At 36.9% G+C, this 14942-nt stretch carries 21 protein-coding genes and 1 riboswitch; of the genes, 9 read left to right on the plus strand and 12 right to left on the minus strand.

Features of this window, described 5'->3' with window-relative positions:
- Positions 1-206 (plus strand): hypothetical protein (locus C9J37_RS28980; RefSeq protein WP_235617114.1); only part of this gene is annotated, 206 nt, incomplete at its 5' end.
- Here the strand turns inward: C9J37_RS28980 and C9J37_RS13875 are convergent.
- Both C9J37_RS13875 and C9J37_RS13880 read right to left on the minus strand, forming a co-directional pair.
- A complete protein-coding gene (locus C9J37_RS13875; protein ID WP_107895815.1) occupies positions 203-1537 on the minus strand; it encodes an MATE family efflux transporter in 1335 nt (444 codons plus the stop codon). The genes C9J37_RS28980 and C9J37_RS13875 overlap by 4 nt on opposite strands.
- Positions 1524-1991, minus strand: coding sequence for a GNAT family N-acetyltransferase (locus C9J37_RS13880; RefSeq protein WP_107895816.1), 468 nt, complete (start codon positions 1989-1991; stop codon positions 1524-1526). The genes C9J37_RS13875 and C9J37_RS13880 overlap by 14 nt, the downstream gene beginning before the upstream one ends.
- 84 nt (positions 1992-2075) lie before the next feature.
- Here C9J37_RS13880 and C9J37_RS13885 point away from each other — a divergent pair, with 84 nt between their 5' ends.
- A complete protein-coding gene (locus C9J37_RS13885) occupies positions 2076-2909 on the plus strand; it encodes a MerR family transcriptional regulator (protein WP_107895817.1) in 834 nt (277 codons plus the stop codon).
- Between the two features lie 106 nt (positions 2910-3015).
- Here the strand turns inward: C9J37_RS13885 and C9J37_RS13890 are convergent, their stop codons facing one another.
- Positions 3016-3369: a hypothetical protein gene (locus tag C9J37_RS13890; protein WP_024364010.1), complete on the minus strand. Its 354-nt coding sequence runs from the start codon at positions 3367-3369 to the stop codon at positions 3016-3018.
- Positions 3370-3390: 21 nt separating this feature from the next.
- On the minus strand, positions 3391-4086 hold the full coding sequence (locus tag C9J37_RS13895; RefSeq protein WP_107895818.1) for a DUF2225 domain-containing protein: 696 nt from the start codon (positions 4084-4086) through the stop codon (positions 3391-3393).
- 475 nt (positions 4087-4561) lie between these two features.
- On the opposite strand from C9J37_RS13895, the gene C9J37_RS13900 reads away from it, so the two are divergent.
- Positions 4562-5335 (plus strand): Cof-type HAD-IIB family hydrolase, encoded by a 774-nt coding sequence (locus tag C9J37_RS13900; protein ID WP_107895819.1) that lies wholly within the window; start codon positions 4562-4564, stop codon positions 5333-5335.
- 293 nt (positions 5336-5628) lie between these two features.
- On the opposite strand, the gene C9J37_RS13905 is transcribed toward C9J37_RS13900, so the two are convergent.
- The gene (locus tag C9J37_RS13905) at positions 5629-6366 is read right to left on the minus strand and encodes a cyclase family protein (RefSeq protein WP_107895820.1); all 738 of its coding nucleotides are present in this window, start codon (positions 6364-6366) and stop codon (positions 5629-5631) included.
- A 94-nt stretch (positions 6367-6460) separates the two neighbouring features.
- Positions 6461-6560, minus strand: a riboswitch (SAM riboswitch).
- 429 nt (positions 6561-6989) lie between these two features.
- Between C9J37_RS13905 and C9J37_RS13910 the strand changes: the two genes are divergently transcribed.
- Positions 6990-7148 (plus strand): DUF1540 domain-containing protein, encoded by a 159-nt coding sequence (locus tag C9J37_RS13910; RefSeq protein ID WP_107895821.1) that lies wholly within the window; start codon positions 6990-6992, stop codon positions 7146-7148.
- A 275-nt stretch (positions 7149-7423) separates the two neighbouring features.
- On the opposite strand, the gene C9J37_RS13915 is transcribed toward C9J37_RS13910, so the two are convergent.
- Positions 7424-7840 (minus strand): YuzC family spore coat inner layer protein, encoded by a 417-nt coding sequence (locus C9J37_RS13915; protein WP_235617115.1) that lies wholly within the window; start codon positions 7838-7840, stop codon positions 7424-7426.
- A 163-nt stretch (positions 7841-8003) separates the two neighbouring features.
- Between C9J37_RS13915 and C9J37_RS13920 the strand changes: the two genes are divergently transcribed.
- The 3 genes from C9J37_RS13920 to C9J37_RS13930 all read left to right on the plus strand — a co-directional run bounded on the left by C9J37_RS13920 (position 8004) and on the right by C9J37_RS13930 (position 9364).
- Complete coding sequence (locus tag C9J37_RS13920; RefSeq protein WP_107895822.1) at positions 8004-8441, plus strand: VOC family protein; 438 nt, start codon at positions 8004-8006, stop codon at positions 8439-8441.
- 45 nt (positions 8442-8486) lie between these two features.
- Positions 8487-9101, plus strand: coding sequence for a methyltransferase domain-containing protein (locus C9J37_RS13925; protein WP_107895823.1), 615 nt, complete (start codon positions 8487-8489; stop codon positions 9099-9101).
- Between the two features lie 104 nt (positions 9102-9205).
- Complete coding sequence (locus tag C9J37_RS13930) at positions 9206-9364, plus strand: DUF1540 domain-containing protein (RefSeq protein WP_069508156.1); 159 nt, start codon at positions 9206-9208, stop codon at positions 9362-9364.
- An 83-nt stretch (positions 9365-9447) separates the two neighbouring features.
- On the opposite strand, the gene C9J37_RS13935 is transcribed toward C9J37_RS13930, so the two are convergent.
- The 4 genes from C9J37_RS13935 to C9J37_RS29410 all read right to left on the minus strand — a co-directional run bounded on the left by C9J37_RS13935 (position 9448) and on the right by C9J37_RS29410 (position 11197).
- Positions 9448-9702, minus strand: coding sequence for a hypothetical protein (locus tag C9J37_RS13935; protein ID WP_024364004.1), 255 nt, complete (start codon positions 9700-9702; stop codon positions 9448-9450).
- Between the two features lie 159 nt (positions 9703-9861).
- Entirely contained in the window at positions 9862-10512 is a 651-nt protein-coding gene (locus C9J37_RS13940) for an SIMPL domain-containing protein (protein WP_107895824.1), read from the minus strand.
- 35 nt (positions 10513-10547) lie between these two features.
- Positions 10548-10850, minus strand: coding sequence for a YunC family protein (locus C9J37_RS13945; protein ID WP_024364002.1), 303 nt, complete (start codon positions 10848-10850; stop codon positions 10548-10550).
- 224 nt (positions 10851-11074) lie between these two features.
- The gene (locus tag C9J37_RS29410; RefSeq protein WP_255313814.1) at positions 11075-11197 is read right to left on the minus strand and encodes a hypothetical protein; all 123 of its coding nucleotides are present in this window, start codon (positions 11195-11197) and stop codon (positions 11075-11077) included.
- Positions 11198-11608: 411 nt separating this feature from the next.
- Here C9J37_RS29410 and C9J37_RS13950 point away from each other — a divergent pair, with 411 nt between their 5' ends.
- Positions 11609-12301 carry a polysaccharide deacetylase family protein gene (locus tag C9J37_RS13950; RefSeq protein WP_235617120.1) on the plus strand — a complete coding sequence of 231 codons (693 nt, stop codon included), beginning with the start codon at positions 11609-11611 and terminating at the stop codon, positions 12299-12301.
- Positions 12302-12373: 72 nt separating this feature from the next.
- Here the strand turns inward: C9J37_RS13950 and C9J37_RS13955 are convergent, their stop codons facing one another.
- Positions 12374-12640, minus strand: a complete 267-nt coding sequence (locus C9J37_RS13955) for a hypothetical protein (protein ID WP_024364000.1) — start codon at positions 12638-12640, stop codon at positions 12374-12376.
- A gap of 109 nt (positions 12641-12749) precedes the next feature.
- Here C9J37_RS13955 and C9J37_RS13960 point away from each other — a divergent pair, with 109 nt between their 5' ends.
- A complete protein-coding gene (locus C9J37_RS13960; protein ID WP_107895826.1) occupies positions 12750-13541 on the plus strand; it encodes a DUF2268 domain-containing putative Zn-dependent protease in 792 nt (263 codons plus the stop codon).
- 45 nt (positions 13542-13586) lie between these two features.
- Here the strand turns inward: C9J37_RS13960 and C9J37_RS13965 are convergent, their stop codons facing one another.
- Positions 13587-14909: a CitMHS family transporter gene (locus tag C9J37_RS13965; protein WP_235617116.1), complete on the minus strand. Its 1323-nt coding sequence runs from the start codon at positions 14907-14909 to the stop codon at positions 13587-13589.
- Positions 14910-14942 lie beyond the last annotated feature (33 nt).

A 14942-nucleotide genomic window follows, 5' to 3' on the forward strand; every position in this document is an offset into this window, starting at 1 on the left:
TAGCCGGTTTTATATACGGACTCACAAAGGGTCCCAGAGGCTGGTCGGCTTTTCTTCACTTCTACTATAAAAAAATAGTAGCACAAACCATGGCCTTGGTTTGTACTACTAATGTTAGTATGTTTTTGGTGCTTGCGGTTCTCGCAGGAGTCGAGCAACCCTTCACTACAATCAACAAGGAGGCACGCAAACAATTTACCCACTAGTTTGAATAAACCGCGCGTGGCTTTCTTTTAATAAATATGAGAATGAGCAATGCTGTAATGCCTTCAGCAACCGGGAAAGTCCACCAAATTGCTTGCGCGCCCCATAATTTAGGTAGCAATAGGAGTGCTGGAATAAATAAAATAATACTGCGTAGTAACATAATCGTTGTTGCAAGACGGATTTTTTCAATTGATTGGAAAAATTCCGCAAGCACCATATTCATACCTAAGAAAACGTAGCCAATTGCAAAATGGACAAAGCCTTGTGTTGCCATTGTGCGAATTTCAATTTTACTATCTCCAAACAGTTCCATTAATTGAGAAGGAAATAGCATCGCAATAATGGCAATGCTTAAACCGAGTATGAGAGCGGTAGCTAAGCCGATCTTCAAAAGCTCGAGTAAACGTTTTTTTAATCTGGCACCGTGGTGGTAACTGACTAGAGGTTGGAGTGCCATACCGATGCCTAAGAACACAGTTAATAATACCGTATGAATATAGTTAACCATTGCATAGGCTGTCACACCGTTTGCTCCTAAATAGTGCAGAAACGACACATTATATAAAATCACGATTAACGCCATAGAGGCTTCTACAATAAAGCTAGGTAAACCGATGGCGAATATTTTTTTCAAATCGGATACGTTGAAAAAAGTAGAGACAAATTTTAATTCAGACTGCTTTCGGAAGAAATGGAGACATAGTACCGACATGCCGATGATAGTAGAAATTGCTGTCGCTAACGCGCAACCCTTTACACCGTAATGGAGTACGAAAATAAATACGTAGTTTAAAAGGATATTTAAAATGGATGTTGTGATTAAACCCATCATGGCAAGCTTTGGGTTTCCATCATTTCGAATGAAAATGCTTAATAAATTTTCGATTGTGTAAAAGACACCGAATAACAAAATGACATGCAAGTATTCTTGGACATAAGGATAAGTCACATCACTTGCCCCAAAAATATAGGCAATTTCCTTTAAATTTAATAAAAGTAGTAGCACTAAAGTTAAAACTACTGCCAGCATCGTTGTAAACGAAAGTGTAAAAAGTTGATGTGCGCGTTTTTTATTACCTTCTCCAAGTGAAATGGAGTACAATGTTGCACCACCCATACCAATCCACAGAGATATGGATAATAAGATGGAGAAAATCGGCACGGCAATATTGACGCCTGCTAGAGCAGTTGGGCCAACGCCATGACTGACAAAAATACCATCGACTAAAATATTTACTGACATCAGTAGCATACCAATCATCGCTGGGAATAAATAAGAAAGAAATAATGGTCTTAAGGGTCTTGTTTCAATTGGATTAATGGTCGTCATGAGTACGTACCTCTCTTACCATTACTTTTTCGCCCTTTTCATCGAGTTCCCCATTAAAGACGAACCCAAATAGTTGATAGAGATGAATGGCTACTTTATTGTTGTCATAAACACTTAAAAATATTTTTTCGCAATTGTATGTTGCCTGTAAAAAATCGATTAGCTGTTGCAAAAAGTATTTTCCGAGCCCTTTATGCTGATAACGTTCATCGATTAAAAAACGGTCAAGCCATACTCGCTGTGACCCATCCTCATGAGGAAACAGACCATACATTGCGAAGCCGACTACGGTATCCTCCCTATATAATCCAACGGGTATAAAGCGTTGGTCAGACGCTGCTTCGTCTAGGCATTGCTGTGTCGTTTCAATAAAGTCCTGCTGATTAGCAGCAATGTGTAATGCTAATACGTTTTCTTTGTTTAAAGCTGTGATGTCACGTATTTCCGTGAACATAATGTCAAAACCTTTCTAAATTTATTGTGGATAGCTACAATCTAAGGTATATGGTAACTATATAGTCAAGGAAGGAAACTTAAAATGCTTAATAAAAATGTAAAATATTTTACAACTGGTGAATTTGCCAAACTGTGTAAGGTTAATAAACAAACACTGATTTACTATGATCAAATCGGTCTTTTATCACCTATTATGAAAGATCATAAAGATTATCGTTATTATACAATTGCCCAGTATGATTTTTTTAGCGTCATCGAATTATTGAAGACAGTCGGTATGTCGTTAAAAGATATTCAAAAGTATATGGCAGATAAATCACCTGAAAATTTTTTAGAGTTAATGCATCAGCAAAAAGCGCTTGTAGCAAAGAAGCGGCAAGAGCTCGAAATGATAGAGAGTATTATAGAAGTGAAAATTGAAACAACAGAGGAAGCCTTGCAGACAGATTTTGATAGTATTACGATTGGTCATTTTCCAGAGGAAACATTGTATTTAAGTAAAAATATCGAAGATGCCACTGAAGAACAGTTTGTTAAGGCGGTCTCGGATTTTATTGATGAATTGGATCGCTCGCAGCTTGATACAGGTTATCCGATTGGTGGCATTACTAGAAGAGAGCAAGTTTTAGCAGGTAACTATGATAATTATTGTTACTTGTATATGGAGCAACCACATCCGCAGGAAGGGCATCCTTATTTTAAGGCGATTGAAGGGGACTTTATTATTGGCTATCATCTCGGGCTATCAACAGAACTTGGACAAACGTACGAACGATTATTTAAGGTTATGGATGAAAGAGGCTATGAGCTGGGGCAGTACGTATATGAGGAATATATTTATGATGCGGTGATTAAAAATCGAGAAGAAGAGTATGTAACAAAAATTATGATGGAAATAACAAAAAAGGCGAACTAGCATAATGGCTGCTTACATAAAAAGAATCTACGACACTGCGGCCGCTGACCCGCAAAGTGAGTAGATTCTTTTTAGATGTAAAAGCGCTTAGCAGTTGCATGCAAGTTTATTTGTAATGGTAAGCGTTAGCTCTTGGATTGTTGCGTTGAATTTTATTAAACCATGCTTCGTCTTTTTCTTCTTGTTTTAAAGTATTAACGATGGTTGAGGCACAGTTAACACAAATTTTAGCTTGTGTAATTTTACCGCAACGTTCACATGGTGCACCGAGATTAGGGAAGATAGATGTTTTTAATTTTCCTGTCTTTACCCATTTATAAAGTAAGTCAGATGAAATACCTGTTAATGCAACAATTTCATCATTTGTTAATTGACGATTATTTTTCCGTAGTAAAAAATGATGTAATTCCGAGAAAATATCCTCTTCTCGGGCGTCTATTTTTTTTTCGAAAAGTAGCATTTTCTTCCTCTCCTTATCTAGTTATTTAATGATTTCTTCTTTATTTTCAATGTCATTGTGAGGGTGTTCGTCATATTTGTAGTTTTCCCAACGATTGCGTGCTAATTTTCGATATTTATTTGAAACACTGCGATCCGCAATCAAGCGAGAGAATCCTTTTTTGGCTTCTCCAATATCACCGAGGCGAAGGCTTAATTCTGCATGTAAATATTGAATTCGCTCGCTGCCTTCTTGATTGGATGCAAAAGATTTACTGTAAAAATCTCTCGCAGCATATAAATAGTGAATTTCAGATTCGCTTTCATTTTTTAAACGGTAAAGCCAGGCTATTTTCAGTGCGATATTGGCCATTAATAGTGCCTCTTCCATAGAAGCCTTTGCAACGAGGTAGGCTAATTTATAGCTTATGATAGCATCATCGATAGTCCGTTCTTGACAGATGTTCATGGGCTTTTGTAGTTCTTTAATATACAGTTCGTCGATAAGTAGCATGAAAGGTCCGTAAGTTCTCGTCATAGATTTATGGTAGGCATATCCGCAATGTGGGCATACGGCAACTTCATACAGCAATGGATTTAAGCCTTCGTAAACGGGCATAAAATCCGTTTGTTCTTCGATTACTTTATAACGATTCGGACGTACTTTATATGTTGTATATTGCTTTTTACAAAATTTGCAATCCACATTACTTTCGTAGTAGTAAATATTAAAACCCATATGAATCAACTCCTCTGTGTCGAGTTTTTAACATTTCTTTAGTTCTACTTAAATGGAGGTAACACTCGTTCAATATATTTAATGAATTTTCGACTATTTTAGCAATTCTATGTTTAATGATATAATCCTTTAGCATTATTAAAGTAGTGTCAAATAAATTTTTTTATTTTTATGTAAAGAGAATGTTAGTTTAAATACACTAGCAATAGTATTTATCGGTGGTATATGTGTAAAAGTTAAATAGTTACGCCTACATTGTTAAAATTACGTCAGACATACCTAGAGAGCTTTTTTATATTCTTCTTTTAGTAGGTTTATTATAATACATATAGGATAATTTTACTATTCAATAATATGCTTAATATAAAGTAACTTTGTGGACAGCTAAAAAGATTAAGGACGTTTCTGTTATGCTCTTTTTGGTGTAAAGTAATGGTAATTGTTGATGGTTAATTTAAAAGGAGCGCATACATGTATGGACTGCAAAATCGTCTTTTTTGATGTAGATGGTACATTGATTAATTATGAGGATGGTTGTATTGAAAGTAGTACAAAGAATGCTTTACATATACTAAAAAACAAAGGGATTCGGTTAGTCGCTGCAACCGGTAGACCACTGTCTATGTGTCAGGACTTACATAAATTAGGGATTGATACATTTATTACGGCGAATGGTGCTTATGTTCGGCACGGAGACCAAATCATCTATGCCAGCCCCATCGCTCAAACTATTGTACAAAGTGTTAAAGCTTTTGCTGACGACCATCATAATAGCCTGTCATTTTTCACTGAACAATTATCGATGAATAGTGTGCAGCACCCTGCAACACTAAAGGCAATGAATGAGACATTGTCTTTAAGACAATATCCGTCAGTCAATAAAAATATTTTAAATGAGCAAGTTTACTTAATGTGTTTATATGTAAATGAACAGGTAGAGAAAAAGTATAGAACACAATTTCCAAATTTGAAATTTGAAAGATGGCATCCTATGATTACGAATGTTTTACAAGAGGATGTATCAAAAGCAATTGCTGTTGAAGCTGTACTTAATTATTTCAAATTACATCCAAAAGAGGCGATTGCTTTTGGGGATGGAGATAATGATATGGATATGCTAAAGCAAGTTGGATATGGTATTGCAATGGGCAATGGAAGTGTAGCCTTAAAAAATATTGCGGATGAGGTCACGATGGCATCGAATAAAGGCGGCATTGATTACGCCTTGCGCAAACTACAGTTGATCTAAAAAGAAATGTCATCTTTGCTATTGGTAATGGCGACTCTAGCGGGATGAACATGGAGAGAAAAAAGCCCCGCAGGAAGTGAGGGTAGTAGATATCTACATACAAAGAAAAAGTGTTAGATTGACAATCAATCTAACACTTTTTTGTTGCGCCGTTGTTGTCCGCTTCGGCGGTGCTTTCCGCTCAGCACAGTAAGCCGCAACCCTCGCTAACGCGCAGGTTTGATAGCCAAAATTTATGAACACCTTTCTTCTGTTCCTTAAATTTTTTAAGTTATGCCCCAGCTTTTTTGTAACTAAGGCAAAATAGCAAATGAGCGTACGGGGAAGCCAGATGCTTTTTCAGGCTTTGGCACAATATTGAAAATGACTGCCCCCTTTGGTGGTAGTTTGTCTAAGTTTGTCATTAGCTCAATTTGGTATGTATCCTGATCCAGTACGAAGTATTCGCCATTTAACGTACCATTTTTACGGAAATCAGCCGCTGAATCTGTATCAAACGTTTCATGACCAATGGCACTTATATTTCTTTCTGTAAATAAAAACGTTAAAGCTTCTAATCCCCAACCTGGAATATGGTTGTGACCATCCTTGTCTTTATTACTAAATAATTCTTTATCCGGCCAGCGTTTACTCCAATCAGTTCGCAGTGCCACAAATGTTCCTGCTTCAATCTTTCCATATTCCGCTTCGAAGTTGAGTATATCTTGTACACTTAAAGTGAAATCATGGTTCGAAGCGGCCTCCTTGGACTTATCAATCACAATAAGTGGAAGAACAAGTTCTTTTAATGCTAATTCATCCAAGTAGCGTGCATCTGAAACAAAGTGAATGGGTGGATCAATATGTGTACCATATTGCCCGGGAAACGTAAATTGTTGTGCAAAGAAACCATCATCATGGGAAAATAACGTTTCAAACTTCGCATCATCAAACATAAAGAAATGTGGCGAGTTAGGTCCGAAAGTATGTGTTAAGTCAACCCATTGTTTTGATTTTAATAGTTGCAGTGCTTGTAAAAGTTCATTTGTCATTTTTATTCCCCGCTTTCTCTGACTATGTGTAGTGTAAAAAAACAAAAAAGAGCCCTACTTGTAGAAGAGGACTCTCGTGTAACTGAAGTCAATCTTCTCATCTTTTGCGAATCTCGCACTTGGAATTAGCACCATGCCTTAGACTGGTTGCTGAGACTTCATAGGGCCAATCCCTCCATCTCTCTTGATAAGAAAAATATATGAATTTTCAGAATTAGTAATACCAACTACTTTAGCATAATCATCTATAGTTTACAAGTTCTATAGGAATATATGGATATAAATATAGCAATATAGATAAGGATTGTCACACAGCGGATTTTCCCCATCCACTTGCAAGGACTATGCGGGGTGCTTTTTTAGTGGGAACTATATAGTAGATATTTGAATGCCTTGTGATAGAAAAATAATGCACGTATTAATAGTCAGTAAATATCAAATAATTTGAAATATGAGCAAATTAATATAAATCTTATATAATAATTAATAATTCAGTAAATATATTTATTTTGCATTATTTTGAAAATTGTAGTTAAATAACCCTGATTTTTAGCTTAATTATTGAAATGTTATCTGTGATTATTTAGAATAATTTTAACTAGATTTGAGGGGGGTGTGATACGATGGCACAACAGATTCTATGTGAAGTCAATAACTGCACGTATTGGGGTTCAGGAAACAAATGTACTGCAGAGGCTATTTACGTTGTTAGTCAAGAAGGTCAGCGGGCATCCAATAGTGAAGAAACAGGATGCAAAACATTTACACCTGAAGAGCATTAAGGCCGGTAGAAGCCGGGGCACAAGAGAAAAAGTGTTAGATTGACGACAATCAATCTAACACTTTTTTGCTTTGCGTTAATGTATGCTACGGAGGATGTTTTCAAATGTCGTAATTGGTTATATCTATTTTGTCTTGCTTGAACAATATGGTATGTGCATTTTTTCTTTTTACCCTACATAATCCAATGAGTGATACCAGCTATTTTAGCATAATCATCTATAGTTTATAAGTTCTGTCGGAATATATGGATATAAAAATAGCAAGCCTTTCTTAGTCACCAATATAACACTAGCGCTAAACTACAACACCCACCTTCTCTCAAAACAATACGAATATTATCTGGCGTAAATTTCGCTTCAAACTTCGTTGTAATTCCAGCAGAAGAAATAAGTTTTTGGACTTCATCTTGATTGGATAGCTGTGCGGCGTTTTTAAGATCATGTGCAAATTGATCAGAACCCTCAATTTTCTCTGTCAGTAATTGCGCTTGTTGCATAATTGTTTGCATCCCTTTTGCTGACGTCTTTAACTTTATGGTATTAATAGGCGGATAAGGGCTTGTTGTCGTGGTAGGCATGGCAAGTTGTCTAGGGACATGATGGGGTGTAGGTTGGATAGACATTCCCCAATTTGGATAATGGTTATAAACATAATACGGATAAGGATTGTAATACAGCTGATTTCCTCCCATCCATTTGCTAATCTCTTATGTATCTTATGTAGTTACATAACGTTTTGTGTGAGGCTGTTCTTCTTTCAAGACAGAGCATAAGGCATATATAATGATTTGCATTAAAGGGAATTAAAGAAAAAAATAGAATAAGTAATAGATATTGAGAAAAGGGGGTTATTGCATGAATCGTTTAAATTTAATTACATTGGGTGTAAAAAGTATGGTTGAGTCGCTTGCATTTTATCGTGAAGGGCTTGGTTTTGAGGTGGTTGTCTATGGAGATGAAACAAATCCTGATGTGATTTTCTTCAATAATGGAGGAACAAAAATTTCTCTATTTCCTATAGAACGATTAGCAAAGGATATAAATGAAGAAAACCCAAAAGCAGGCACCGACTTTACGGGCTTTACGCTTGCCTATAATGGAAAATCTAAAGAAGAAGTCGATGCAATCTTTTCCCTAGCAAAAAAAGCTGGAGCAAACATTGTCAAAGAGCCTGAAACGGTGTTTTGGGGAGGGTATAGCGGTTATTTCCAAGATCCCAACGGTTATTATTGGGAAGTTGCATATGGAGATACGTGGGAATTTGATGAAACGGATATGTTAATTATTAAATAATAAATAGCGTGCGTAAAATTTAACTAGTTGGACAGAGGGGTTGAGATGGTGCAGCAACCATTTTGGGAGAAAGAGTACTTAGCAGATACGCATTTCGCCTTTGGTAATCCTAGTGAGGAAGTAGTGGAATGGGCAAAAAAATTACCAGCGGATGCACGCATTTTAGATATAGGATGTGGCGATGGTAGACATGCCGTTTATTTAGCACAGCTGGGGTTTAAGGTAGAAGCCATTGATATTTCAGAGGCAGGTATTGCTAAAATAAATAGATACAAAGCGTCGCACCAGCTACATAATTTACAGGCAGATGTTCAAGATATTACTACATATCAGTTTAGTGATACTTATCATTGCATCATTTCACATGGCCTATTTCATTTTTTAGCGCGCGAAGATTGGCATCGCATTATTCAGTTAATGCAAGATTATACAAAGATAGAGGGCATCAATATTATTACTGTATTTACAGACGAAGTTGACATTCCAGAAGATTTAGCACCGTTTGTCAAAGGCATATGTCAAGAAGGTGAGATTAGAGAATTATACGAGCAATGGTCCATTGCATTTTATCGCTCCTATCAATTTGAAGATCAGCATGAAAATAATATAAGACATTGTCACGCAGCCAATAAACTAGTCGCTATAAAAAGAGCATTGTAAATACAGTGATAGTTTTACTTTAGGTTAATTTTGGGTTTATTTCTTAGCTGAAGTATTGAATACACCAATTTTGTTAAGGATAACAAAAGAGGAGGTGTGATACGATGGCACAACAGATTTTATGTGAAGTCAATAACTGCACGTATTGGGGCTCTGGAAACAAATGTACGGCAGAAGCTATTTACGTTGTTAGTCAAAAGGGTCAGCAGGCATCCAATAGTGAAGAAACAGATTGCAAAACATTTACACCTGAAGAGCATTAAGGACGGTAGAAGCCGGGGCACAAGAGAAAAAGTGTTAGATTGATTGAGGTCAATCTAACACTTTTTGCGATGTCGGAAATTTTCTAATGTCGTAATTGGTACATATCTATTTTGTCTCTCTTGAACAATAGGGTATGTGCATTTTTTACTTTTTCCTCTACATAATCCAATGAATAATTGCCAAATGCATCCGTTAAGTCACCAATGGCGCGCGATAAATTATCAATCACAGGAATTAATGTATCAAGCTCCATTGGTTCTTTCCTAGTGTTCATTTCATCCATAATTTCATGAGCAAGATGTTGAATTATTCGCAGGCGTTTGTTTTCAGCTTGCATCATATCCTCCTTTAAACAGCAACTTTTTACACTCAATCAATATATGAAGGTCGTTTACAGTTCATGAGTGATTACTTTCGCTCGAACGTATATGGCACACATAACAAGACAAGGAAAAAGCCAGACTTCATCAAAGTGAATGGAGTCTGGCTTTGTTTTTTAGTATTGAAATGTAACGCGAACAGCTGCACTAATGGTTAGTTGACCTTGCTCAATGGGGGTTGTCATAGATGAATCAGCCATTGCCATTGATTTATAAAGCACAGGGGCATGATCGTTTTCTTCGATGATTTCAATCGGTTGTGGCTGTACAGATAAGTGCATCGTTTGGGCGATTGTTTTCGCCTTCATTTGTGCATTATGAAGTGCTAAGCTGAGGGCCTGCTGATAGTATTCATCCGCATGCTCAATTTTAAATTGGATGGAGGAAATCTGATTTGCACCATTTTCGACAGCTGTATCAATAACAGCTCCTACTAGATTGGTATCAGGTATTTTTACCGTGATAGCATTTACTACTTCATAGCCTTTAAACATTTGTTTACCTTCTACATAATCATAAATAGGTGTAATCGTATAGGCGGCGGTCTGAATGTTTTCTCTTGGGATAGATAACGCCAAGAGAGCATGAATAACACGATTCATAGAGCTAGCATTTTGGTGTTGCGCTTGTTGTACACTTTCGCCTTGTGTCGTTACCTCTATTTGAAGCTGGACATAGCTAGCGTTAGCGACTACTTTTCCATTTCCGCTAACGGTCATTATTCGCGATGTACGGGGTACTTGTGGCTGGGCATGTGTGTAATACATTTGAATCCCACCTCCCGACTGGTTTTTAGCGTGTGTTAAATCATTTTTAACAATGCTTCTACACCAGTCATTCCTGCAAATATACCTAGTTGCTCCGCTTCAAATGTAACAGATTCAAGAGGGGCGGTTAATAGCTCATCTATCGTCTTCACGCCAACCGCTCGACCTGCCACAATTTTTCGATCTAATAGGCGACTATTTAAAAGACCGACATCTAATGCACCACACATGATGTAGCCTGTATCATTAGATATAGTTAATAACGTTGTTTTTGGTAAATGCACAATCACAGCAGTGAAAAAATGACCTTTAATCATAATAGGTTCAATTGTCACCATGAACATCACTCCTTTTCTCTCTATACATATGGCAATAGATAAAAAGGTGTTCAATATTTCTACTAAAATTCTAAAGCGAAAAAAATCCACTGCACTTCCGCGTGCACGAAGTAAGCCGCAGCCTTCGCTCGTGAGGCCTGTTGCGTCTTACGTATCGTGCATTTTTGCAGAAAGCTACGTGGATTTTAATTTCTCAAATAAATTGTGTCAGTGTCAGGCACTGATTATTTTGTATATGAAAGCATAGCTGTTTGTTTTATATTTTTTAACGCTAATTTAGCCTCATCTTGCGTAGTGTACTCGAACATACGGAATGTATCTTGCTCAAAAACAGTAATAACCCACATTGTAAAATCCCCTTTGTTGTCAATTTGTAATATAACAGTTGTGTTATTTTCAATAATTGTTATATATCAGTTGTGCCCTTTATTTTACACTGATTTTCAAAAAAATAAAGGGCTAAATGAAAGGTTTCACATTTCGTTCAAAATTTGACGTTGCGTAAATGAAAATTATTTAAAAATAAAGATGTTGAAATAAATTTAAGTAAAAAAACTGTGAATGATGAAGGTACTGTTTGTTAATTGGTTTTTTAACATACCTTTTTAAAGGGTTTAAGTAAAAACAGGTAGCACCTCAATAGTATAATTCAGCGGCTTTCGTAAATAGTAAGATGAGCTGAAATATGCGAATGAAACATGGGAGGTGATACTGTGATACGTAAAAATGTACTGTTTTTGACGGTTTGCTTATTATTCATGTCGATATGTTTGACAGACATGCGTACCTCTGCGGAAAAAGGACGTAGTGAATATGAGGAGGCTGGTGAAGTTGTTTGGGATATAAATACAAAGGATAAAATCGTTGCCTTAACTTTTGACGATGGTCCACATCCTAAATACACCGCAAAAATACTAGATACTTTAGCTAAGTATGAAGCAAAGGCTACATTTTTTATTATTGGTCAAAATGCAGAAAAGTATCCAGAGCTTGTTTCACGAACTTATAAAGAGGGGCATGAATTAGCCAATCATACGTACTCTCACCCGTATAAAGTTTCAATTCCTGATTTACAGGAAGAACTAAGGCAGACAAACCAGATGATTTATAGTATTACTGGCTTTTCTCCTGTTTTATTCCGTCCTGTAGGTGGCAATTACACTGAAAAGATGATCAATACTGCTGTGAAGAATGGTTATAAGGTAGTCATGTGGTCTTGGCATCAAGATACACAGGATTGGAAAGAGCCGGGGACGAGTAAAATCGTCCAAAAGGTGTTAGGCGGAACAAAACCGGGAGATGTGATTTTGTTTCATGATGGAGGCGGCAACCGCACACAAACGATTAAAGCCCTAGAAGAAATCATACCGACCTTAAAAAAACAGGGCTATACATTTGTAACAGTATCAGAATTAATTGAAAAAAAGCAGCAACAAGAGAAAATCCAATAAAAAAATAAGCCATTTCAAAATGAAATGGCTTATTTTTCTCTATAAGAAGCGGATATTCTAGGTATTTATAGATTAGAAAAATAATAAAGGTGCCAACGCAATACCGGCAATTGCTCCAAATGCAAAACCAATGCCAAGTCCAGCGCCAAATCCTGGTCTAAATCCCCAACCCCAAAGACCTAAGCCGTATCCTCTATATTGTCTATCAGGTAGAACCCATACCTGTTTTCTATCCACTTTCGTTATTTTTCCAACATGAACATTGCCAGATGTATCTGTAATTCTTACACGTTTACCGTGATATTTACAGCAAAGATTATAACAATCAGTTGGATTCACAAAAATCTCCTCCTTTCTATGTCCTTACAAGTTAATATATGCCGTTGCATACATTTATCACTAGCCGATTGTCTATTGGAAACATAAGCTATCGTAAGGGGGTGCGTGTATGTCGGTGATATCAACAGATGATTGGCTACATGAGTTCAAAACTAGTCGAAAATTGAAGCATAGTAGAGAGTTTGAAGATTTACAATGTACGATTCTTTGTAGCCGATTACTAGACCATTTTAAAGGTGGAACGCCACAACAAATCCAATTTGAATTACAGCAACAAGGGTTGTTTCGAGCGCATGAAAAGATCGATATAAAAAGCCTGCAAGCGCAAAATGCTTGGCAAATTGTACGAGAGGAATTGTTCTATTTAAAGAAGAAATGGAGTGGACCTGATATACCCATCTATATTTTTCCTCTAACACAGGAGCAAAGTGTCACAAATAAAAATGGAGTTGCCTATCCAGATGCTCTATTTTTATTTATAGGAGAATTAGAAAGGCAAGAGTTACAGGCGTTATTTGCACATGAGTATAATCATGTTTGTCGACTGCACTACTTAAACAAATCATTAGAGGAAGTAACGCTATTAGATTCATTAATTATAGAGGGCTTAGCGGAATGTGCAGTGGAGGAATTATACGGTGCTAAATGGTTAGCGCCTTGGTTGAAAGATTATTCTACGGACAAAATGTTAGCTATATGGAAGACATACTTTTTGCCTAACATGAATGTTAAAGGTTTAGATCATCATATTGAGTTTTTATATGGTGGGAGGCTTCCTTCACACATAGGATACTGTATTGGTTATGAAATGGTCCGAACATATATACAAAAGCATGCATCAAATAAGTTACATGAAAAACATTCTGAAGAAATACTTACGGGTTCTATATTTTCGTTATAACTAAAAACCAGTTGTCGATACACAAATCGACAACTGGTAACTAATTTAAATGGTAATAATCCCTATCGCTATTGCAATGCCTAGTAAAACAATGCTTAAACCCCACATCCAAAAGAAAGAGTATTTTAGGTGTTTTCCCATCTCTAAACCAGATAAGCCTAAAGCTAACCAGACAGCAGGGGCAAGTGGTGAAACAAACGTACCGACAATATTACCAATAATCATGGCATATGCAGTGGAGAGAGAGTCAATACCAAAAGATAAACCAATCTGTTCAACTACAGGAAACAAGGCGAAATAATAGGCATCCGTACTTAATAATAAATCAAAGGGTACACCTAATATACCGATAATAATATGCAAATAAGATGATAGTCCTGACGGTAAAATATTGACGGCATTATTGGCAATAGCATTTAACATGCCTGTGCCATTTAGTATGCCCAAAAATAAGCCCGCTGCAATAATAATCGACGCCATCGTTAACGCATTCGGAGCGTGTGTCCGCACGCGCTCCATTTGTTCTTTAGGTGTACGATAATTAATTGGCAGAGCAATAGCTACCCCGATTAAAAAGGCTAATGCTGCCGGTACAATACCCGCGACTAAAACCCCGATTACCATGACAGCAATTACTGCATTCACCCACAATAGTTTTGGTCGTCGTAAAGATAGGTCTACTTCTGATGACACAACACCTTGTGTAATATGTTGGTCGTCATGCGTAAAATCAAGTGTGCCGTATTGCTTCAGGATACGGTGCTTTTCTCTAAAGCCAAGGTATAAGGCTAAAGCTAACATTAATAGAACACCAATGATTTGAATGGGTATTAACGGATACCATAGTTCAGTGATATCCACCTCTAACACGGAAGCCACCCGCCCTAATGGACCTCCCCAAGGAACCATGTTCACCACTGCTGCAGCTCCAGCAATTAATAAAAGTAATAAGTATGGATTCATGCGCAAGCGTAAATATAAAGGCAATAGTGCTGGAATCGTAATTAAAAATGTAGAAGCACCAGAACCGTCTAGTTGAGCCACAACAGCAATTAGTACAGTTACAATAGCAACGACAACAATACGCCCTTTTGTAAGCGCAATCATTTTGTTGATCAATGGCTCAAATAATCCAACGTCCTGCATAATACCAAAGAAGATAATAGCAAAGATAAACATTACCGCTACGTTCATCACAGAGCTTAGTCCGGAACTAAAGAATTCCCCTAATTCCTCGAAACGAAAGCCAGCGATAAAGGTAGCGATTATCGGTGGAATAACCATTGCAACAAGCGGCGAGACACGCCCACTTATTAATAAGGCAATAATAACGATAATGGTGATGAAACCAAGGATACTTAAGCTCAAAAAAACCCCTCCCTTTAATTGAGTATTCTGACT

The sequence above is a fragment of the Lysinibacillus mangiferihumi genome, assembly GCF_003049665.1.
Classification (GTDB): domain Bacteria; phylum Bacillota; class Bacilli; order Bacillales_A; family Planococcaceae; genus Lysinibacillus; species Lysinibacillus mangiferihumi.

Bases quoted from the DNA above. Each gene is read 5' to 3' on its own strand.
- C9J37_RS13930 (WP_069508156.1), top strand. From the start codon at position 9,206: ATGGCACAACAGATTTTATGTGAAGTCAATAACTGCACGTATTGGGGC.
- C9J37_RS13905 (WP_107895820.1), bottom strand. From the start codon at position 6,366: ATGACAAATGAACTTTTACAAGCACTGCAACTATTAAAATCAAAACAA.
- C9J37_RS13925 (WP_107895823.1), top strand. From the start codon at position 8,487: ATGGTGCAGCAACCATTTTGGGAGAAAGAGTACTTAGCAGATACGCAT.
- C9J37_RS13885 (WP_107895817.1), top strand. From the start codon at position 2,076: ATGCTTAATAAAAATGTAAAATATTTTACAACTGGTGAATTTGCCAAA.
- C9J37_RS13950 (WP_235617120.1), top strand. From the start codon at position 11,609: ATGTCGATATGTTTGACAGACATGCGTACCTCTGCGGAAAAAGGACGT.
- C9J37_RS13910 (WP_107895821.1), top strand. From the start codon at position 6,990: ATGGCACAACAGATTCTATGTGAAGTCAATAACTGCACGTATTGGGGT.
- C9J37_RS13875 (WP_107895815.1), bottom strand. From the start codon at position 1,537: ATGACGACCATTAATCCAATTGAAACAAGACCCTTAAGACCATTATTT.
- C9J37_RS13900 (WP_107895819.1), top strand. From the start codon at position 4,562: ATGGACTGCAAAATCGTCTTTTTTGATGTAGATGGTACATTGATTAAT.
- C9J37_RS13890 (WP_024364010.1), bottom strand. From the start codon at position 3,369: ATGCTACTTTTCGAAAAAAAAATAGACGCCCGAGAAGAGGATATTTTC.
- C9J37_RS29410 (WP_255313814.1), bottom strand. From the start codon at position 11,197: ATGTGGGTTATTACTGTTTTTGAGCAAGATACATTCCGTATGTTCGAG.
- C9J37_RS13945 (WP_024364002.1), bottom strand. From the start codon at position 10,850: ATGGTGACAATTGAACCTATTATGATTAAAGGTCATTTTTTCACTGCT.
- C9J37_RS13920 (WP_107895822.1), top strand. From the start codon at position 8,004: ATGAATCGTTTAAATTTAATTACATTGGGTGTAAAAAGTATGGTTGAG.
- C9J37_RS13935 (WP_024364004.1), bottom strand. From the start codon at position 9,702: ATGCAAGCTGAAAACAAACGCCTGCGAATAATTCAACATCTTGCTCAT.
- C9J37_RS13880 (WP_107895816.1), bottom strand. From the start codon at position 1,991: ATGTTCACGGAAATACGTGACATCACAGCTTTAAACAAAGAAAACGTA.
- C9J37_RS13960 (WP_107895826.1), top strand. From the start codon at position 12,750: ATGTCGGTGATATCAACAGATGATTGGCTACATGAGTTCAAAACTAGT.
- C9J37_RS13940 (WP_107895824.1), bottom strand. From the start codon at position 10,512: ATGTATTACACACATGCCCAGCCACAAGTACCCCGTACATCGCGAATA.
- C9J37_RS13895 (WP_107895818.1), bottom strand. From the start codon at position 4,086: ATGGGTTTTAATATTTACTACTACGAAAGTAATGTGGATTGCAAATTT.
- C9J37_RS13915 (WP_235617115.1), bottom strand. From the start codon at position 7,840: ATGGGAGGAAATCAGCTGTATTACAATCCTTATCCGTATTATGTTTAT.